Source organism: Methanofollis fontis, from assembly GCF_004297185.1.
GTDB classification, from domain to species: Archaea; Halobacteriota; Methanomicrobia; order Methanomicrobiales; family Methanofollaceae; genus Methanofollis; species Methanofollis fontis.
In genome coordinates this window covers 553,416-571,166 of record NZ_PGCL01000002.1, presented here as the reverse complement: position 1 = coordinate 571,166, position 17,751 = coordinate 553,416, and the positions used below count along the sequence as shown (strand labels likewise).

The window sequence follows — 17,751 nt, the reverse complement described above, 5'->3', positions numbered from 1 at the left end:
CCAATTTTATTTTCCGGGGGGTCGATCATTTCTCAGGTCGATCGATTGCCCCCCCACGATACACAGACGATAATGGATGCCATGGGTGTTCCGTTGATGATTCTTGATCAAAACGGACGCCTTTCGGCCACAAACCGGATGTTCAGGGAGACCTTCTGCAGGGGTGAGGACCCGGGCGCACCCCCCCTTGAAGACTTCTGCGGGGGTATCTTCGCCGGACCAGGAATCCTGTCCGTCTTTAAAGGGGCATGGGTCAGCGGCAGGGGGCGGTGTCTGCTCCCGGCGGGGTCGTGCACCTATGAGATGCAGGCATCTCTGGCCGATACGGGGGGCGGAAGCCTGGTCGTGAGCCTCATCGATATCAGCCGCCGGCAGGACGCCGATGAACTGATTGGACGGATCAACCGGCAGATTGGAACGATCAATGGGATCATACGGGCATGCACCTCTCCGGCATCGCTTGCAGATACCCTTGGGGCGGTGGTGCAGAAGACCGTCGAACTGATGGACTTTGATGCGGGGGCCATCTATCTGGTCGATAGAACCGGGGGCTGCGCCGCCCTCCGCGCCGATTTCGGCCTCTACCGTCTGTATTTCGCGGAAACCCTCTGTTCCGGAGGAGAGCATGGAGAGTGGTGGGATTCAATCTTTGGGGGGTGCAGGCCCTGCTATGGCGAGGCATATCTGAGCGTCGAGCACGAGGAGGGGGAACTGGGCGTCTACTCCTGCGCCGTTGTGCCGGTCGTCATCCCTGGCGGCGGGGTGATCGGGGCCCTGGCAATCGCCAGCAGCAACTTCCATCAGTTCACACCCCTTGAGAAGGAGACGCTTGAGGCGATCGGGCAGGAGACCGGGGGCATCATTCATAAGACGGCACTCATCGAGGACCTTGCGTCTGCAAAGGCGGGTGCCGAGTTCTATCTTGATGTGATGGCCCACGACATCAACAACGCCAACAATGTGGCGATGGGATATCTGGAGCTCCTGCGGGAGGACCTGGAGGGCGAGGCAGAGGAGTATGCCACCCGCTGTCTGAACAGCATCAGGCAGAGCTGCACGATCATCGATGAAGTACGCCTTCTGCGGACATGCGATGAGACGACGCATGCCCTTGTGCCGGTCCCTCTGGCCCCGGCGATAGAATCGGCGCTGGCGTCGGCAGCCGGTGCCTGGATCACCTGGACGGGGAGCGATGCAGTCGTCCTGGCCGACGAACTTCTCGGGCAGGTCTTTGTCAACCTCCTCGGCAACAGCCTCAAGTTCGGCGGCGCCGATGTGGCGGTGGAGATCTCGGCCCTGAACCAGGGCGGTCTGGTGTCGGTGCGGATCGCCGACAATGGTCCGGGGATCCCCGACGATGCGAAGGCGAAGATCTTCGACCGATTCTACCGGAGCAACCCCTCGGTGCCGGGGCGGGGGATGGGCCTCTATATCGCCTCCATGCTTGTCGGGCGCTATGGCGGCGAGATCAGGGTGGAGGACCGGGTGGCTGGCCGTCCTGAGGAGGGTGCGGCCTTTGTCGTGCTGCTGAAAGAGGGCGCCTGATCCGGGATCCCGGATCTGTTTTTGTGGACGATTCGGTCCGCCCTGTTATCGGTGGTGAGCGGGAGAGGGAACGGAGGAGTCTCAAACTCCTGTGCGCCATGAAAAAGAGAGATTACAGCATCATGCCGCTCTCAAAAGTGCCGTCGTCGTCCCCCTTCTCATTGAGGTAATCGGGATGGACCTCCTGGTGCGCCAGGAGGGCAAGTACGATCACCAGGATACCGATGATCACCGCACCAAAGAAGGCGATATCGAATCCTGCGCATAAAAGGTGCTGGACATCCGCAGGGGGCTGCGTGGTGATGTTCCTGTTCTGTGCGATCATCAGGATCCCCTGGATGAAAATCAGGTTGAAGATGGCGATGCCGATCGTCATCGGTGCAAACCGCTCCAGACTGGTCAGGCTGGAGACCATCCCCTGGTATTTCTTTGCCACCGAGTTCATGATCATATTCGAGACCGGGGTGACGATCAGTCCGAGGCCAAACCCGATCACGAGCAGTGCGGCCACGACAAATGCGGTTGTGGTGTCCGCCTGCAGGTGCGTCATCATGAAATACCCGGCAGTGATGATCACTGATGCGACGATACACAGGATCCGTCCGCCGGTTCGGTTGTAGAGCATTCCAGAAATGAGCCCGGAGATCATCATGGCAAACGAGAGCGCGGTTAAAATGATGCCCGCACTCGAGGTGTCGTAGTCCTTGACATACTGCAGATAGAAGGGCAGGAGATAGTTGATGCCGGCAAAGCTGAAGAAGACCAGGACGATGATCAGGTTGGTGAACAGGAAGTTTCTGTTCTGGAAGAGTCTGAGTTCAAGGAGCGGGTCGGCGGTGTGGAGCTCATGCCACACAAAGAGGGCGAGCGAGAGTGCCGCCACCGCCCCGGAGACCAGAACCGCCGGCGACGTCCACCCGAGCACCTCCCCCTCGGAGACGGCGAAGAGCAGGGTGGCGAGTCCAATGAAGATCGAGGCGGCGCCTGTTCTGTCGAATCCCGTGAGGTGTGCAGATGGTGCGGTATGCCCCGGGATCACCCTGAGGCCCAGGATCAGGGCGACGATGCCGACCGGTACGTTGATGTAGAAGATCCAGTGCCAGGAGATGTACTGGGTCAGCAGACCGCCGACGGTCGGACCGATTGCCGTCGCAAGCGCCGCCACCGTCATGATGATGCCCATCGCCTTTCCCTTCTGCTCCATCGGGATGAATGCGGTCACCATCGCCGGTGCGATTGCGGTGATCATTGCCCCGCCGATCCCCTGAAACGCCCGTGATCCCACGAGCATGGTAAAGGAACCGAGCATTTCCGGCAGGAAGCCGCAGGCAAACGAACCGACTGTAAAAACAACAAATCCCGAGAGAAAAATCCGTTTAAATCCAATGAAATCGGAAATTTTGCCGAATATCAGGACGCATCCTGCCATGACGAGCAGGTATGCGGTGGCGACCCAGCTGACGGCGCTTGTGGAGACGTCAAAATATTCTGAGATCGTCGGCAGGGCGATATTGACAATCGTGCCGTCCAGGGAGGACATGAAGGTTGCAAGGGATATGGAGATGATTAATAACAGGAAACTATCGGATGAGGGGTTATTTCCCACTTTTACCATGTAAAAAATATGGATTCTATCAATTAATTAATCATTATGATTTGTTGAATCAATGTGTTTGTTTACTCTGTAATGGAGTGTATTCAGGGATTTTCACTCGCCCTGATCGCCCCCTCAACGGTGTCTGTGATGACGATGATCCGGTCGAATCCTGCGATGTCCAGGACCTGCCGCACAGACGGTATCGGGGCTGCGATCCTGAGATCGCCCCCATGTTTCCTGATCTCTTTGAGGGCGCCGAGCATGGCACGGAGCCCGGAGGAACTCGTATAGGTGAGGTGGGAAAGATCGAGGACGATCCACCGGGCGCCATCCCTGATGGTCTCTTCGAGAAATTCGGCTGCCCCGGTCGATGAAAGGGCGTCGAGGCGCCCGCCGATACACACCACCGTCGTCGCCCCCTCCCTTCGCCCTTCAATCCGGATCTCCTCTCCGTCCATTGCCCATCACCTTTCCTGAGAGTCCTGATATAGGTATGGGGGAATGGAGGCCATAAGCGAAGAGGGAAGACAACCGGTGCCCGGTCTGAACCGTCCGGCCTCGAAATAGGCCGGTTCTCCAGCGAATGGGGGTGGCGCGGCAAGCACCACCATATCCCTCCCGACCCCCAGGATGATGCCCGCCGTCAGCACCCGCCCACCGGGATCGCAGACCGCGGCGATGTGGCCGCGGGGGCGCTCCGGGAAGAACCCCGCCCTGATGATCTCCTCCCCCCACCGACGGACCTCTGCCTCCTCCATCCAGCGGAGGAGGCGCTCCTGCCGGTAGCGCCGCCGTGCCGACTGTGAACGCCGCCGTGCATGGGGGGAGACGGGCAGTCGGTGGACGCGGAGCCCCGGACGCCGCATGAACGGTGAGAGGATGGCATTGAGTTCTGCCGTTGAACCGATGGCGATGATCTGGTCCGGTGCGAGCACCTCGATCGAGCGGCGCTGGAACTCCACGCCCCCTTCGCCATAGATGTATCCGCACGAATCCACCAGAACTGTCGATGCCCCTCCCCCTTTGCCCTCGTCCAGCAGGCACCTGAGGGCGGAAAGGGTTGCGAGCGGCGCCATCGAGGGCGATGTTGCCCCGGTGAACCTGAGGGAGACGGTGCCGTCCGGGCGGGTGAGGCCCAGGGTGCCGGGTGGTCCGACCGCCGACTGACCGGGATCGCCGTCGATCCATGCGACACCGTCGCCCACCTGCCCCCTGATATAACCGGCAAGGGTGGTCTTGCCGGCCCCCGTCCCCCCCAGGAGAAAGACGGTGCCCTCGGCGATATCGCAGATCTCCTCCCATCCGGGCCCGGGGATGACCATAGAAGAGAGATCGTCATGGGCTACCTTGAAATATTCGGCCGTCCATGTGCAGCGCGGGAGGGGACGAGAGATGACATTGATGGAATGTTGTCAGGTGCCGGTGGTGTCCGTGCCGCCGGAAACGCCGGTCTTCGATGTGGCAGGCATCATGGCAGAACAGAATGTTGGTTCGGTCGTGGTAGTGGAAGAGAAAAAGCCGGTGGGCATCATCACCGACCGGGACATCACCGTCCGGGTCACGGCGGAGGGGCTGGACCCGAAGAGCGTACCGGTGCATGCGGTGATGTCTGCTGAACTGCTGGTGCTGCCCGGAACAACGGGGCTCTACCAGGCGCTCCTGCAGATCAAGGCGAAGGGCGTGCGGCGGGTGCCGGTCACCGACGGTGCGGGTGCACTCTCCGGCATCATCACCGTGGACGATGTCATCCGTCTGCTTGCACAGGAGATGGACGGCATCGCATCGGTGATCCGATCGGGGAGTCCGGTCGTTTAATCACTCTCCTTTTTCAGGTTCTCGTATACATTGCAACCGTCTCGCCATATTCCAGTCCGTGGCCGCGCATCGCCGCCACCAGTTCGTGCTGCACTGAACCCGGCGGGAGCGGGAGGTCGCCGTCGAGCCCGTAGATCCTGAAGTAATAGCGGTGCGTCTCCCCTGCCGGCGGGCACGGTCCCTGATAGCCGATGCGGCCGTAGTCGTTTCTGCCCTGCACCATCCGCACCGGGAACGACACCTCGGGTTCGGGCGCAATCCCCTCCGGGATCACGGCGGTGCCGTCCGAGAAGCGGAGCGGTTCGATGTTCCACGCACACCATGGGGAGAACGAACAACCCTCCTCATAGGGGTTGTGGACGATCAGTGCAATGGAGGGCGCCTCCATCCCCTCGATGATCAGCCGCGGCGAGACCCCCTCCCCGTCGCAGGTGTGCCGTTTCGGGAACTCGACGAAGTCGAGGCGGACGACGATCCGTTTCAGTCCCGTCTGTTCTGCCATGGGGATACCATGCTCTTCCGGTATATCGGTGTTCGTATCCATACGCATATGTAACCGCTGCGCCCAACTATTTCAGCGGAAAACAATGACCGGCGAGGATGGGTTCAGGGTCTACACTGACGGGGCGTCCCGCGGCAATCCGGGCCGTGCTGCCTGCGCCTATATTATCGTTCAGGGTGACAGGGTGCTGTGTGAGCGGTCCATCTACCTCGGGGTCACGACAAACAACGTTGCCGAGTATCGCGCCGTCATTGCCGCCCTTACGACGGCACAGGAGTACACCGACGGTCCTGTAACCCTCTACTCCGACAGCGAACTGGTGGTCCGTCAGCTCACCGGCGTATACCGCGTGAACAAGGAGCACCTGAAAGACCTCCATGCCGAGGTGCTCAGGTGCACCGCCCACTTCTCCTCCGTCGTCTTCGAGGCGGTCCGGCGGACCGACCCCTGGATCCGGCGGGCGGACGAACTCTGCAACCTCGAACTGGACCGGGGGCAGAGCGGATGACGGAGGATGAGGATCTGCCGGTGATCTCCGCATCCGAGATCGCAGAATTTGCCTATTGTGCGGTTTCATGGGAATTCGAACGGAACGGTCGCTCCACCTACTCGCCGTCTATCGAGAGGGGAAACCAGAAGCACGCCGAGATGGGCGAGACCATCACGCAGGTTGAGCGGGACCGCCAGTCGTTCTGGTTGCTCACGATTCTCGGCTATGGGATGCTTGCCCTTGCCCTGATCATGCTGCTGTGGTGGTTGCAGTGATCAACCTCATCGAAGGGGTGCTCCTCCTCCTTCTTGCGTCAATTGGCGTGTTTATTTTTGCAATCCGGAGGCATTACGCCATCAGGGAGGTGCGCGACCAGTACGGCATCCCTGAGGGCGAGCTCCTCTATACCGATCTCGATCACCCGGCAGAGGTGCTCTTCTCGGAGAAATACCGGATATCCGGGCGCCCCGACTATATCCTGCGAGACGAGATGACCGGCGACCATATCCCGGTGGAAGTGAAGAGCGGGCGTGCGAAGAAGCCCTACTGGAACCATATCCTGCAGGTTGCCGCATACTGCCTGCTTGTGGAGGAGCACTACCATACCCGCGTCCCCTATGGCGTGCTGGTCTATGGCGACGGCGAGCAGCACCGCATCGATTTCACGGAGGATCTCAGGCGGCAGGTGCTCTCCACCGTGGATGCGATGCGGGAGTGCTGCGCAGGGACGCCGGTGCGCCGGAACCATAATGCGTCGGTGCGCTGCCGGAACTGTGCCTACAGCGATGAATGCAGGTATTGTTTAGGTGATATGTGATGGAATGTGTGGCAATCGGGGTCTGCAGGTCCCCGTACAGGCAGGTCGGCGATGCCCCGCGACAGGGGCGTCTTGTCGATACGGAGAGCGAGATCGAGGTGTTTCCCGAATACCGGGCGGGCCTCTCGGATGTGGAACGGTGCAGCCATCTGATCGTGCTCTACTGGCAGGACCGCGCCGACCGGACGGCGCTCAGCGCAACGCCGCCGGGCGAGGTCAGATCGCGGGGCGTGTTCTCGACCCGCTCCCCGAACCGCCCGAACCCGATCGCCTTCTCGGTGGTCGATCTTCTTTCAATCGAGGACGGAGTGTTGCGGGTGCGCGGCCTGGATGCACTGGACGGTTCGCCGCTCCTGGACATCAAGCCCTACTCCTCGGCGGTGGACGCCATCGAAGGGGCGGGAGTGGACTGGATGCGGCAGATGTCGCCGCACCCCGTCGGCAGGGATTGAAAAGAGTGATCCGGTCTCAGCGGACCGGCACTCTCTCTGTTTTGCTCGTTACCGCCGCACCGAACGTACTGATCCCCAGTTCTGCGAGTTTCTTCGCCGTCGGCACGCCGTCTTCGTCCCATCCCCGGACTGCATAATATTCTGAGAGCAGCGGTTCGCGTTCCCAGACCCGTCCGGCGGGTGCGCCCTCCCGCAGGGGTTCGGTGAGCAGGCGGTGGGGCAGGGTGTCGTCCGCCTTGGTATATCCGGCCCGCAGGTTCCAGAGCCTCTGGAGGTTCCAGATCCGCTCCCCGATCCGCATCAGGTCGTCGGCGGTGATCTCCATGCCGGTGACCCCCCGGATCAGGGTGGCGTAGTCCTCTGCGGTGAGGGCGAATGAGGTGAAGAGGCAGATCCCGGATGCGTCGATTGCGGCGGTGAGGTCCTGGAAAATCTTTGTCCACTCTGCCTTCCCTGTGCTCGTGAAGGGATCCAGCGCCTCGGGGAGCCCGAGCACCTCCGGCGAGATCATGTAGCCGTAGACATGATCGCCGCCACGCACCGAGGTGGCGTATGCAAGTCCGTGCCCCTGCAGCCCCCTGGGGTCGTAGGCCGGAAGTTCCTGCCGTTTTACCGTCATCGATACTTCGGGATGTCCGTGGCGTGCAGCAAAGGAATAACTCCCCTCCGCGAGTTCGTCACCGATCCCCTGCCTGAGACCGATGGCGGTGATGAGGTCTTCGACTTTTTCGCACTCGCCGAAACGGATCCCGGCATCAGCATAGCCGCGCTCGGTCATCTCCATGGCGGTGGCGAGCGTCCCGCCGATAGAGATCGTGTCCAGTCCCAGTTCGTTGCAGAGGTTGTTTGCCCTGATCGCCATACCGAGGTCGTGGCAGCCGAGATTCGGGCCGAACGCCCAGACGGTCTCATACTCCGGTCCGTCCCCTTCGACACCATCGATCTCCGACTGCCGCCCGCAGCAGACCATGCACGAGTAGCAGCACTTCTTTGACTTGAGGTAGCGGTCGGCGAGTTCCTCACCTGATACCGTGGAGGCCTCGGGGTCATGAGCGCTCTGGAAGTTTTTTATCGGCAGGATGTGGTGTTCGTTGATGATGTTGACAAGCACCGCCGTTCCGTAGGTCGGTAGCCCCTTGCCGGTCACCGGGTTCTCCCGCAGTTTTGCGCGCGCCGCTGCGTTTACCTCATCCAGGGCTTCTCGATCGGCCACCTCGATGGTCCCCTCCCCCCGGACCGCGATCGCCTTGAGGTTCTTGGACCCCATCACCGCCCCGACGCCGCCCCGTCCTGCCGAGCGGAAGGTCTCGTTCATGATCGATGCGATCGGGCTCAGGTTCTCACCCGCAGGGCCGATGCAGAACACCTCGGTCTTGGGTCCCATTGTCTCGTTCTCGATGTCCTGCACGGTTTCGCTCACCCGTTTTCCCCAGTGGGCGGATCCGTCCCTCAGTTCGGTCTCGCCATTATGGATCCAGAGATAGGTCGGTCGTTTCGCCCGTCCGCTGATGATGATGCCATCAACACCCGCACGTTTGAGTTCCTTCCCGAAGAACCCACCTGAGTTGGCGCTGGTGATCGTCCCGTTGAGCGGTGATCTCGTAATCACGTCGAATCTGGATCCGAGCGGCACCCCGCTCCCGCTCAGCGGTCCACTGGCGACGATCAGGACGTTCTCCGGACCGAGCGGTTCGGTCGAGGCATCGATCATCTCGGAGAGGAGGCGGACGCCAAGACCCCTCCCGCCAAGGTAGTCTCGTTTCAGGTCGTCGGGATAGGGGCCCGGACGCACCGTCTCCCCTGTCAGGTCGACATAGAGCAGTCTGTTTGCGTAGCCTTTCATGGTCCTCACACCCCCCCTGACGGCAGTTCAGCTGATAAAGGTAACCCGGTTGACCGTCGACGGCCGGGGGGTGTGCGGGAGCGTCCGTTTGCCCGGACCACTACTCTTTAACAGACCTGCATACAGATATCTATAGAATACCTGGGTATATACCCGACAGGAAGATTATCATGGCAGAAAACGGAAAGACGCAGGAAGAATGTTCGGGCAACTGCGCAACCTGCTCGAGCGCCCAGAAGGAAGCATGCGACTCCCCGCAGAAGGGGCTTCCGCCCAAGGCGAAGATCGACGTGGAGCATGTGATCCTCGTTCTTTCGGGCAAGGGCGGTGTCGGAAAGACGACTGTCTCGGTAAACCTGGCGTCCGCTCTTGCCAAGACCGGCAAGAGCGTCGGCCTCCTTGACCTCGATATCCACGGCCCGAATGTGCCCAAGATGGTCGGTGCGGAGGGCCAGAAGTTGATGGTGATGGGCGACAAGATCGAACCCATCCGCGTCACCGGCACCCTCTCTGTTGTCTCCATGGAGTTCCTTCTCCCTGACGCCGACACGCCGGTGATCTGGCGCGGCCCGATGAAGATGTCGGCGATCAAGCAGTTCCTGGAGGACGTCAACTGGGGCCCCCTGGACTACCTGGTCGTCGATCTCCCGCCCGGCACCGGTGACGAGGCCCTCACCATCGTGCAGCTCGCACCCAATATCGAGGGTGCCGTCATTGTCACCACCCCGCAGGAGGTCTCGACGATGGACTCCAAGAAGGCTGCGAATTTTGTCGAAAAACTCGATCTGCCGGTCCTCGGTGTTATTGAGAATATGAGCGGTCTGATCTGTCCCGACTGCGGGAAAGAGATCGAGATCTTCGGCAAGGGCGGCGGCGAGAAGGCGGCGCAGGAACTTGGCGTGCCGTTCCTCGGTGCAATCCCCATCGATCCCGAGGTGCGCAAGGCGGGCGATGAAGGAAGACCGTTCATCAACCTGCGTGCGGATTCCCCCTCCTGGAAGGCGATCGACACCGTGATGGAGAACCTGGTCAAACTTGTCGAGGGTTGAATGGATCTCCGGCGGGTGCTGCAGGGGACCGGAGATCCCCTCCCCATCCATGAGCGGATTGCCGCGGCAATTTCAGATATCTCCTCTTTTCCCGACCTGATCGAACCGATCTATCAGGAAACCGCCGCGCTGAGTGACGACGAACTCGATAGGCTGCGTTTTTCACTGATCCGGGTCCAGATCTATGCCGACGTCCACCGCTATGAGAATATGGAACTCTCGCAACGGATGAAATATGTTGCCGGTGTTCTTGAAAAAATGATTTTTGGATCCCTGATGCTTGAAGGTGGAGAATCGGCATCAGGGGGACAGGAATAACACTTTTATCCGTATTTGTTCGTTCTTTCTGGATGTCGCGCCGCGCGAGCGCATGGAATAGGTTTATATGCGGGTAATTTGGAAGGAAATAAATAGTCTCCTGTTTTAAATCTATCTACTTTGGCGAATTTTCGCCAAGGCGTCAAACGAATCTGAAACCACCCTTTTACACTGGGGGAAAACATGAATCTTAGACAACCGAATGCAAACGAAGCAGTCGGGACCTCCAACCGTTCCCGGAACGTTGTCCCGATGTCTGGCCTCTGCACACGCTGTGTTGACGGCTGTAAAGGCAATTGTGACATCTGGCTCTCCTCGTTCCGCGGGCGCGAGGTCCTCTATCCCGGCCCCTTCGGTGAGATCACCGCCGGTGCCGACAAGAACTATCCGATCGACTTCTCCCACCTGAATATCCAGGGATATGCGGTGGGTGCCCGCGGCCTGCCCGAGGGCACCGAGATTGGCCCGGATTCGGCCGTTTTCTCGGCCGTCGACACCGAGACCGAGTACGGCTGGGATATCAAGGTCCCGTTGCGTGTCCCGATCTTCACCGGGGCCCTGGGCTCGACCGAGATCGCCCGCGCCAACTGGGAGCACTTTGCTGTCGGCGCCGCCATCTCCGGTATCACCCTTGTGTGCGGTGAGAACGTCTGCGGCATCGACCCGGCGCTTGAGCGGGACCACAACGGCAAGGTCTCGAAGTCTCCCGAGATGGACCGGCGTATTGAGACCTACAGGAAGTTCCACGAGGGCTTTGGCGAGATCCTTGTCCAGATGAACGTCGAGGACACCCGTCTCGGCACCGCAGAGTACGTCGCCTCCAAGCACAACCTGGAAACCATCGAGCTGAAATGGGGTCAGGGTGCAAAGTGCATCGGCGGCGAGATCAAGGTGAAGTCCCTTGAGCGCGCCCTCGAGCTGAAGAAGCGCGGCTACATCGTCCTGCCTGATCCGACCGTACCCTCGGTCCAGGAGGCCTTCAAGGCCGGTGCGATCAAGGAGTTCGAGCGCCACTCCCGCCTCGGGTTTGTGACCCAGGAGGGCTTCCTGGAGGAGGTCGACCGTCTCCGCGACATCGGCTTCAAGCGCGTCACCCTCAAGACCGGCGCCTACTCCATGAAGGAGCTTGCCATGGCGATCAAGTACTCCTCTGAGGCGAAGATCGACCTGCTCACCATCGACGGCGCACCGGGCGGCACCGGCATGAGCCCGTGGCCGATGATGGAGGAATGGGGCGTTCCGACCTTCTACATCGAGGCACTCACCTACGAGTTCTGCGAGCGGCTGAAGGCGCGGGGCATCCGCACTCCGGATATCGCCATCGCTGGCGGCATTGCCGATGAGGCAAACGCATTCAAGGTGCTCGCCATGGGTGCGCCCTACGTCAAGGCCGTCTGCATGGGTCGCGCCCTGATGATCCCGGGCATGGTCGGCAAGAACATCCAGAAGTGGCTTGACGCCGGGGAACTCCCGAAGACTGTCTCCAAGTTCGGTTCCTCCGTCGAGGAGATCTTCGTCTCCTACGAGGAACTCAAGGAGAAGTACGGCGAGCGCATGTCAGAGATCCCGCTCGGCGCCATTGCCCTCTACACCTATTCGCAGAAGTTCAAGACCGGCATGCAGCAGATCATGGCCGGTTCGAGGAACTTCAGCCTCTCGTCGGTCTCCAGGGACGACCTGATGTCCCTGACGCCCGAGGCCGCGCAGGTCTCCGGCATCCCGTACGTCATGGATGCGTTCCGCGACGCCGCCGAGGAGATCCTCGACGCCTGAACGGGCCCATCAGATATCTGCACACCGCGTCGGGAGTGGCCCTTCGGCCACGCCCTTTTTTTATCCTGCCTTCCATCCCTCTGTGGTGGTAAACGCGTATGCGCCGTCTTACATGGGAAATGAGGCTCGGGATATTTCTGGTTGCCGTATCGGTCGTTGTCTATGCGGTGAAGTTCCTGGTGCTGGGCAATCCTGAGAACACCTATTACTATATCTTCAATGCACTCGGGTTTCTCCCGATCAACGTCCTGCTCGTCACCCTCATCCTCAACCAGCTCCTCTCGGTGCGCGCTAAGCGGGAGAAGCTGGAGAAGCTGAATATGGTGATCGGAACCTTCTATGCGGAGGTGGGGACGCATCTTCTGATCCGTCTCTCAGACCGTGATCCTCACCTTGATTCGATCAGGGGCGACCTGATTGTGCGGGGTGACTGGTCAGACGCCGATTTTGCAGAGGTGCGCCGGCGGCTTTCAACCTATCCCGCAGAAGTCGGGGTTGACGCTGAGGATCTCATCGTTCTAAAGGACTTCTTAATGAAAAAACGCAATTTTCTGCTCAGGCTCCTTGAGAATCCGATGCTCCTCGAGCACGAACATTTTACGGAGGTGCTGAGGGCGGTGTTTCACCTCACCGATGAACTGGAGCGGCGCGAGGACCTGGCGGCAACGCCGGAAACCGATCACAAACATCTTTCCGGCGATATCAACCGTGCATATCGCCTGCTTGTGCTCTCATGGCTCGATTACATGAAATACCTGAAAAACAACTATCCATATCTCTTCTCTCTTGCGATGCGGACCAACCCCTTCGACCAGACGGCCTCACCGGTTGTGCTGGAGTAAAAATCCCCCATTTTTCCGCAAATTCGGTTACAAGATAGATTCATTGTCACATACACCGAATATCGGATCGAGGTCGAGCAAAAAAAAGATGTACAGACCGGGCGTCATACGGTCTGTACCCAATTACACTGGACTGAAATTTTGTTCCTATCTAGATGCTCACCTCCTCGGTCCTGACCTTGGCAGCCATGTCCAGGGGCAGGACAAACACCTTTCCGTCCCCTATCCTGCCGGTCCGGGCCGCCTCCCTGATGATCTGGACGACGGTCTCGGCAAAGGTCGCCGACACCGCCATCTCGATCCTGATCTTGGGGAGGAGATCGACCTTCACCGGACCGCCGCGGGACTGGAGGGAGATCCCTTTCTGTTCTCCCCTGCCCCGCACCTCCGAGACGGTCATGGCATGGAAACCTTTCTCTGCCAGGGCCGCCTCCACCTGTCCGAATTTTTCCGGGCGGATCACCGCGATGATCATCTTCATCATGCGTCTTCCTCTCAAGCCTGTGTGGACTCGCCGTGCTGTGATATGTCGAGACCGACATATTCCTCTTCTTCCGTCACCCGCAGTCCGATGGTTTTGTCGACGATCCATGCGAGTGCATAGGTAACGCTGAAGGCGTAGATGACCGATACGCCTGCATCCAGGACCTGTATCAGGAACTGGTTGACATTCCCATAGATGAGGCCATCAACGCCTCCAACTGCCGCCACTGCAAAGATGCCGGTGGCGATTGCTCCCCAGAGGCCGCCCATGCCGTGTACTGCCCATGCGTCCAGGCTCTCGTCGAGTCCTCTGTGGAGCCTGAAGAGCATCGCCCCGTAGCAGATCAGTCCGCCGATGGCGCCGATGACGATCGCCGAGAGCGGGTCGACGAAACCGGCGGCCGGTGTGATGGCGACCAGTCCGGCGATGGCTCCGGAGATCATTCCGAGCGAGCTCGGTCGGCCGCGGAACCATGAGGCGACAAGCCATGCGAGGGCGCCGGCGGCTGCCGAGGTGTTCGTGACCACGAAGGCGCTTGCCGCAAGCCCGTCGGCGGCGAGTGCCGAACCGGCGTTGAACCCGAACCACCCGAACCAGAGGAGTGCGCCGCCGATGAGGGTGAGGGGGATGTTATGCGGGTCCATCGAGTAGGTGCCGAATCCCACCCGCCGACCGATCACGAGTGCCAGCGCAAGCGCTGCAAAGCCCGAGGATATGTGGACGACAGTGCCGCCGGCAAAGTCGAGGGCGCCGAGCGATGCGGCCCATCCGCCGCCCCATGCCCAGTGGGCGAGGGGATCGTAGACCAGTGTCGTCCAGAGCAGCCCGAATATGATGAAAGAGCTCACTTTCACCCGTTCGGCCGCACCGGAGGTGACGATGGCCAGTGTCAATCCGGCAAAGACGAGCTGGAACACCATGAACAGCAGGTCGGGGATGCCGTCACCGTCCATGCCCACACCGGAGAGGCCGATGAAATCAAGACCTCCGATGATTCCGCCGATGTCGTGTCCAAAGGCGAGGGAGTAGCCGAAGAGGATCCACTGGAGTGAGACCACCGAGAAGGCGATGAATGCCAGGGCGATCATGGAGATGATATTTTTGCGCCTGACCAGACCGCCGTAGAACAGTCCCACGCCGGGCGTCATCAGCATGACAAGGGCGGTGCAGATGAGGATGAAGGCGGTATCGCCGGTGTCGATTGCCATTTTCAGATCGCCTCCACAGCAACAGCGTGGTTTGTTACGGTCTGCTGCACCAGTGTCCCGTCCCAGAAGCGGTGTGCTGCTTCCTTGAGTGCCCTGGTGTCCTGCGTCTCTCCGTTCAGTGCCCGGAGGGCAGTGGACAGTGCCGCTGCACGGCAGGCTTCACCCCAGAATCGCTTGGAGACTGCGATGGCGCTGAGGTTGGGATATTCGGTCTCGTCTATCCATGGGGTGACGGTCTCCCCGTCCGGCGTACCGGAGCGGGGGTACCTCTCCCATCCATATGCTCTATGCACTTGATCGGTCATCGTTACACCGCGTATGGAAGGAAGTTGTTTTCCTCCATATTTAAATGTGCGTTTTTTTACATCTGGAGGGACTCTCCATGCTGCGATATGTCCAGCCCGACGTATTCTTCCTCTTCGGTCACTCGCAGCCCGATGGTGCGGTCGATGATCCATGCGAGGGCATAGGTGACTCCGAAGGCGTAGGCGATCGAGGCGATGGTGGCGATAAACTGGATGAGTACCTGGGAAGCATTTCCTCCGATGAGTCCGGCGGTGCCTCCGACTGCTGCCACGGCAAAAATTCCCGTTGCGATGGTGCCCCAGACGCCGCCCACGCCGTGGACTGCCCAGGCGTCAAGGCTTTCATCGAGGCGTTTTTTCATGCGCAGCAGCATCGCCCCGTAGCAGAGCAGACCGGCGACGGCGCCGATGGCAAGGGCGCCCATCGGATCGACAAAGCTTGCAGCAGGGGTGATTGCCACCAGTCCTGCGATGGCGCCGGAGACCATCCCGACCGAACTTGCCCTGCCGCGGTACCAGGTGGCGAACAACCAGGCGAGGGCGCCTGCCGCCGCCGCCGCATTTGTGGTGATGAGGGCGTTGGCCGCCGCCCCGTCTGCTGCCAGGACGCTGCCTGCATTGAAGCCGAACCACCCGAACCAGAGGAGTGCGCCGCCGATGAGGGTGAGGGGGATGTTGTGCGGCTCCATCGAGTATGTGCCGTATCCGGTCCTCTTCCCGATCACCATCGCAAGGGCGAGGGCGGCGAACCCGGAGCAGATTTCGACTGCCATTCCTCCGGCGAGGTCGAGCACGCCCATTGTCTGGGCCCATCCGCCGCCCCATGCCCAGTGCGCGATCGGGTCATAGACGAGGGTCGTCCAGAGCAGTCCGAAGAGGATGAACGAACTGATCTTCACCCGTTCGGCGGCGCCGGATGTGATGATTGCAAGGGTCACGCCTGCAAACGTGAGCTGGAATCCCATGAACAGCAGGTCCGGGATCCCCTCGCCGTCCATGCCGACGCCGGCGAGGGCAAGGTGATCGAGACCCCCGATCAGCCCTCCGATGTCTGTGCCGAAGACGAGGGTGTATCCGATGAACATCCATTGCACGGTGACGAGGGAGAATGCGATGAAGGAGAGTGCGATCATCGATATGATGTTCTTGCGTCTGACGAGGCCGCCATAGAAGAGTCCGACGGCCGGGGTCATCAGCATGACCAGTGCGGTGCTGATGAAGACAAATGCTGTGTCGCCCGTATCGATGGTCATGGGTGTGTCCTCCTGTGCCATCCTGTTCTGGTGGGCGGAATTGTTCTTATGGGCATTGCGTTCGCTCCATTGGGGAAGGAAATGTCCTTCTCCACTATTTAAACGATGGGTTGTAAAAAAAATTTAGAATTTGGAGAGGTACTGCTCTACTTCCCAGGGGTGGATCATCGTCCTGAAGGCATCCCATTCCATCATGGCGATGCGGTCCAGGTTCTCGACGACGTGGCTTCCGAGGGTGGAGCAGAGGAGTTCATCGCCCAGCAGGGCTGCATTCGACTCCATCAGGGTGCCCGGGAGGGTGTCGATGCCGGCCGCCTTCCTCTCCTCATCGCTGAGGTGGAAGATGTTCCGGTCTGCGCTCGGCGGCGGGGCAATCCCGTTCTTCACACCATCCATGCCTGCGGCCAGGATCGCCGCAAAGGTGAGGTAGGGGTTGCAGGTCGGGTCGGGGCTGCGGAGTTCGACGCGGGTGCTGTTGCCGCGGGGTGCCGGCACCCGGCAGAGGGCGGTCCTGTTGGATGCGGACCATGAGATGTACACGGGGGCCTCATATCCGGGGACAAGCCGCTTGTAGGAGTTGATCGTGGGGTTGGCGATCCGCGTGATCCCGCGCACGTGCTTCAGCACGCCGCCGATGAAGTTCAGGGCGGTCTCGGAGAGCTGGAGGGGTGCCTCGGGGTCGTAGAAGGCGTTCTTCCCGTCCTTGAAGAGGGAGCAGTTGGTGTGCATACCGCTCCCGTTGATCCCGAAGATCGGTTTTGCCATGAAGGTGGCGTGGAGGCCGTTGATCAGGGCGATCGTCTTGGTTGCGAACTTGAAGGTGACCACATTGTCCGCGGTCTTGAGGGCGTCGGCGTACTTGAAGTCAATCTCGTGCTGACTCTCGGCCACCTCGTGGTGGGATGCCTCGATCTCAAAGCCCATGTCGGTGAGGGCGAGGACGATGTCACGGCGCACGTTCTCGGCGAGGTCGGTGGGTGCGAGATCGAAGTAGCCTCCGACGTCCTGGAACTCGGTGCTCGGTCTCCCGTCGATCATCTTGAAGAGGAAGAACTCCAGTTCTGGTCCGGTGTTGAAGGTGTAGCCCATCTCCGCCGCCTCGGCACAGACCTTCTTGAGGACGTAGCGCGGGTCGCCCTCGAACGGTTTGCCGTTCGGGCGGTAGACGTCGCAGATGAAGCGTGCGACATTGGACTCGCCCTTCCTCCAGGGGAGGATGGTGTAGGTCGAGATGTCGGGCTTCAGGACCATGTCCGACTCTTCGATTCGTGCAAAACCTTCAATTGAAGATCCGTCGAAGGATATGCCGTCAGTCAGTGCCTTCTCGGCCTGGATCGCCGGGATGGCCACGTTTTTTGGCTGGCCCTGAAGGTCGGAGAACTGCAGACGGATGAATTTTATCCGGTCTGCTTCCAGTCGTTCGAGCATTGCTGCAACCGCGTCGGCTGACATAATGGA

Annotated in this window: 20 protein-coding genes; 10 read left to right on the top strand and 10 right to left on the bottom strand. The window is 60.3% G+C overall.

Features of this window, described 5'->3' with window-relative positions:
• Nucleotides 1-96 precede the first annotated feature (96 nt).
• Nucleotides 97-1,545: a GAF domain-containing sensor histidine kinase gene (locus CUJ86_RS06685; protein WP_165394804.1), complete on the top strand. Its 1,449-nt coding sequence runs from the start codon at nucleotides 97-99 to the stop codon at nucleotides 1,543-1,545.
• Between the two features lie 112 nt (nucleotides 1,546-1,657).
• On the opposite strand, the gene CUJ86_RS06680 is transcribed toward CUJ86_RS06685, so the two are convergent.
• The 3 genes from CUJ86_RS06680 to CUJ86_RS06670 form a co-directional block, all read right to left on the bottom strand.
• Entirely contained in the window at nucleotides 1,658-3,160 is a 1,503-nt protein-coding gene (locus tag CUJ86_RS06680; RefSeq protein ID WP_130646777.1) for an MFS transporter, read from the bottom strand.
• Nucleotides 3,161-3,243: 83 nt separating this feature from the next.
• A complete protein-coding gene (locus CUJ86_RS06675) occupies nucleotides 3,244-3,600 on the bottom strand; it encodes an STAS domain-containing protein (RefSeq protein WP_130646776.1) in 357 nt (118 codons plus the stop codon).
• Nucleotides 3,601-3,606: 6 nt separating this feature from the next.
• A complete protein-coding gene (locus CUJ86_RS06670) occupies nucleotides 3,607-4,464 on the bottom strand; it encodes a Clp1/GlmU family protein (protein WP_130646775.1) in 858 nt (285 codons plus the stop codon).
• Between the two features lie 70 nt (nucleotides 4,465-4,534).
• On the opposite strand from CUJ86_RS06670, the gene CUJ86_RS06665 reads away from it, so the two are divergent.
• The gene (locus CUJ86_RS06665) at nucleotides 4,535-4,957 is read left to right on the top strand and encodes a CBS domain-containing protein (RefSeq protein ID WP_130646774.1); all 423 of its coding nucleotides are present in this window, start codon (nucleotides 4,535-4,537) and stop codon (nucleotides 4,955-4,957) included.
• A gap of 13 nt (nucleotides 4,958-4,970) precedes the next feature.
• Here the strand turns inward: CUJ86_RS06665 and CUJ86_RS06660 are convergent, their stop codons facing one another.
• Nucleotides 4,971-5,459: a YbhB/YbcL family Raf kinase inhibitor-like protein gene (locus CUJ86_RS06660; RefSeq protein WP_130646773.1), complete on the bottom strand. Its 489-nt coding sequence runs from the start codon at nucleotides 5,457-5,459 to the stop codon at nucleotides 4,971-4,973.
• 85 nt (nucleotides 5,460-5,544) lie between these two features.
• Between CUJ86_RS06660 and CUJ86_RS06655 the strand changes: the two genes are divergently transcribed.
• From CUJ86_RS06655 to tsaA, 4 genes are read left to right on the top strand one after another with little or no spacing between them, the layout of a single operon-like run.
• Complete coding sequence (locus tag CUJ86_RS06655; RefSeq protein WP_130646772.1) at nucleotides 5,545-5,967, top strand: ribonuclease HI family protein; 423 nt, start codon at nucleotides 5,545-5,547, stop codon at nucleotides 5,965-5,967.
• Complete coding sequence (locus tag CUJ86_RS06650) at nucleotides 5,964-6,224, top strand: hypothetical protein (RefSeq protein ID WP_130646771.1); 261 nt, start codon at nucleotides 5,964-5,966, stop codon at nucleotides 6,222-6,224. Before CUJ86_RS06655 ends, CUJ86_RS06650 begins: the two co-directional genes overlap by 4 nt.
• Nucleotides 6,221-6,766, top strand: a complete 546-nt coding sequence (gene cas4, locus CUJ86_RS06645) for a CRISPR-associated protein Cas4 (protein ID WP_165394803.1) — start codon at nucleotides 6,221-6,223, stop codon at nucleotides 6,764-6,766. Before CUJ86_RS06650 ends, cas4 begins: the two co-directional genes overlap by 4 nt.
• Nucleotides 6,766-7,218 carry a tRNA (N6-threonylcarbamoyladenosine(37)-N6)-methyltransferase TrmO gene (gene tsaA / locus CUJ86_RS06640; protein WP_130646769.1) on the top strand — a complete coding sequence of 151 codons (453 nt, stop codon included), beginning with the start codon at nucleotides 6,766-6,768 and terminating at the stop codon, nucleotides 7,216-7,218. The genes cas4 and tsaA overlap by 1 nt, the downstream gene beginning before the upstream one ends.
• A gap of 16 nt (nucleotides 7,219-7,234) precedes the next feature.
• Here tsaA and CUJ86_RS06635 read toward each other — a convergent pair whose 3' ends face one another.
• Entirely contained in the window at nucleotides 7,235-9,061 is a 1,827-nt protein-coding gene (locus CUJ86_RS06635; protein ID WP_130646768.1) for an aldehyde ferredoxin oxidoreductase family protein, read from the bottom strand.
• A 170-nt stretch (nucleotides 9,062-9,231) separates the two neighbouring features.
• Between CUJ86_RS06635 and CUJ86_RS06630 the strand changes: the two genes are divergently transcribed.
• The 4 genes from CUJ86_RS06630 to CUJ86_RS06615 all read left to right on the top strand — a co-directional run bounded on the left by CUJ86_RS06630 (nucleotide 9,232) and on the right by CUJ86_RS06615 (nucleotide 13,043).
• Complete coding sequence (locus tag CUJ86_RS06630; protein ID WP_130646767.1) at nucleotides 9,232-10,110, top strand: Mrp/NBP35 family ATP-binding protein; 879 nt, start codon at nucleotides 9,232-9,234, stop codon at nucleotides 10,108-10,110.
• Nucleotides 10,111-10,428: a hypothetical protein gene (locus CUJ86_RS06625; RefSeq protein WP_130646766.1), complete on the top strand. Its 318-nt coding sequence runs from the start codon at nucleotides 10,111-10,113 to the stop codon at nucleotides 10,426-10,428.
• A 183-nt stretch (nucleotides 10,429-10,611) separates the two neighbouring features.
• A complete protein-coding gene (locus CUJ86_RS06620; RefSeq protein WP_130646765.1) occupies nucleotides 10,612-12,201 on the top strand; it encodes an FMN-binding glutamate synthase family protein in 1,590 nt (529 codons plus the stop codon).
• 98 nt (nucleotides 12,202-12,299) lie between these two features.
• Entirely contained in the window at nucleotides 12,300-13,043 is a 744-nt protein-coding gene (locus tag CUJ86_RS06615) for a hypothetical protein (RefSeq protein ID WP_130646764.1), read from the top strand.
• A 151-nt stretch (nucleotides 13,044-13,194) separates the two neighbouring features.
• On the opposite strand, the gene CUJ86_RS06610 is transcribed toward CUJ86_RS06615, so the two are convergent.
• The 5 genes from CUJ86_RS06610 to CUJ86_RS06590 form a co-directional block, all read right to left on the bottom strand.
• Nucleotides 13,195-13,524: a P-II family nitrogen regulator gene (locus CUJ86_RS06610; protein WP_235855597.1), complete on the bottom strand. Its 330-nt coding sequence runs from the start codon at nucleotides 13,522-13,524 to the stop codon at nucleotides 13,195-13,197.
• A gap of 14 nt (nucleotides 13,525-13,538) precedes the next feature.
• The gene (locus CUJ86_RS06605; RefSeq protein WP_130646762.1) at nucleotides 13,539-14,735 is read right to left on the bottom strand and encodes an ammonium transporter; all 1,197 of its coding nucleotides are present in this window, start codon (nucleotides 14,733-14,735) and stop codon (nucleotides 13,539-13,541) included.
• 2 nt (nucleotides 14,736-14,737) lie between these two features.
• The gene (locus tag CUJ86_RS06600; protein ID WP_165394802.1) at nucleotides 14,738-15,040 is read right to left on the bottom strand and encodes a hypothetical protein; all 303 of its coding nucleotides are present in this window, start codon (nucleotides 15,038-15,040) and stop codon (nucleotides 14,738-14,740) included.
• Nucleotides 15,041-15,096: 56 nt separating this feature from the next.
• Nucleotides 15,097-16,293, bottom strand: a complete 1,197-nt coding sequence (locus tag CUJ86_RS06595) for an ammonium transporter (protein ID WP_130646760.1) — start codon at nucleotides 16,291-16,293, stop codon at nucleotides 15,097-15,099.
• A gap of 123 nt (nucleotides 16,294-16,416) precedes the next feature.
• Nucleotides 16,417-17,745, bottom strand: a complete 1,329-nt coding sequence (locus CUJ86_RS06590; protein WP_130646759.1) for a glutamine synthetase family protein — start codon at nucleotides 17,743-17,745, stop codon at nucleotides 16,417-16,419.
• Between the last annotated feature and the right edge of the window lie 6 nt (nucleotides 17,746-17,751).

Excerpts from the sequence above, each read along its gene's own strand:
- CUJ86_RS06685 (WP_165394804.1), top strand. The coding sequence starts at position 97 with ATGATTCTTGATCAAAACGGACGCCTTTCGGCCACAAACCGGATGTTC.
- CUJ86_RS06680 (WP_130646777.1), bottom strand. The coding sequence starts at position 3,160 with ATGGTAAAAGTGGGAAATAACCCCTCATCCGATAGTTTCCTGTTATTA.
- CUJ86_RS06675 (WP_130646776.1), bottom strand. The coding sequence starts at position 3,600 with ATGGACGGAGAGGAGATCCGGATTGAAGGGCGAAGGGAGGGGGCGACG.
- CUJ86_RS06670 (WP_130646775.1), bottom strand. The coding sequence starts at position 4,464 with ATGGTCATCCCCGGGCCCGGATGGGAGGAGATCTGCGATATCGCCGAG.
- CUJ86_RS06665 (WP_130646774.1), top strand. The coding sequence starts at position 4,535 with ATGACATTGATGGAATGTTGTCAGGTGCCGGTGGTGTCCGTGCCGCCG.
- CUJ86_RS06660 (WP_130646773.1), bottom strand. The coding sequence starts at position 5,459 with ATGGCAGAACAGACGGGACTGAAACGGATCGTCGTCCGCCTCGACTTC.
- CUJ86_RS06655 (WP_130646772.1), top strand. The coding sequence starts at position 5,545 with ATGACCGGCGAGGATGGGTTCAGGGTCTACACTGACGGGGCGTCCCGC.
- CUJ86_RS06650 (WP_130646771.1), top strand. The coding sequence starts at position 5,964 with ATGACGGAGGATGAGGATCTGCCGGTGATCTCCGCATCCGAGATCGCA.
- tsaA (WP_130646769.1), top strand. The coding sequence starts at position 6,766 with ATGGAATGTGTGGCAATCGGGGTCTGCAGGTCCCCGTACAGGCAGGTC.
- CUJ86_RS06635 (WP_130646768.1), bottom strand. The coding sequence starts at position 9,061 with ATGAAAGGCTACGCAAACAGACTGCTCTATGTCGACCTGACAGGGGAG.
- CUJ86_RS06630 (WP_130646767.1), top strand. The coding sequence starts at position 9,232 with ATGGCAGAAAACGGAAAGACGCAGGAAGAATGTTCGGGCAACTGCGCA.
- CUJ86_RS06625 (WP_130646766.1), top strand. The coding sequence starts at position 10,111 with ATGGATCTCCGGCGGGTGCTGCAGGGGACCGGAGATCCCCTCCCCATC.
- CUJ86_RS06620 (WP_130646765.1), top strand. The coding sequence starts at position 10,612 with ATGAATCTTAGACAACCGAATGCAAACGAAGCAGTCGGGACCTCCAAC.
- CUJ86_RS06615 (WP_130646764.1), top strand. The coding sequence starts at position 12,300 with ATGCGCCGTCTTACATGGGAAATGAGGCTCGGGATATTTCTGGTTGCC.
- CUJ86_RS06610 (WP_235855597.1), bottom strand. The coding sequence starts at position 13,524 with ATGAAGATGATCATCGCGGTGATCCGCCCGGAAAAATTCGGACAGGTG.
- CUJ86_RS06605 (WP_130646762.1), bottom strand. The coding sequence starts at position 14,735 with ATGGCAATCGACACCGGCGATACCGCCTTCATCCTCATCTGCACCGCC.
- CUJ86_RS06600 (WP_165394802.1), bottom strand. The coding sequence starts at position 15,040 with ATGACCGATCAAGTGCATAGAGCATATGGATGGGAGAGGTACCCCCGC.
- CUJ86_RS06595 (WP_130646760.1), bottom strand. The coding sequence starts at position 16,293 with ATGACCATCGATACGGGCGACACAGCATTTGTCTTCATCAGCACCGCA.
- CUJ86_RS06590 (WP_130646759.1), bottom strand. The coding sequence starts at position 17,745 with ATGTCAGCCGACGCGGTTGCAGCAATGCTCGAACGACTGGAAGCAGAC.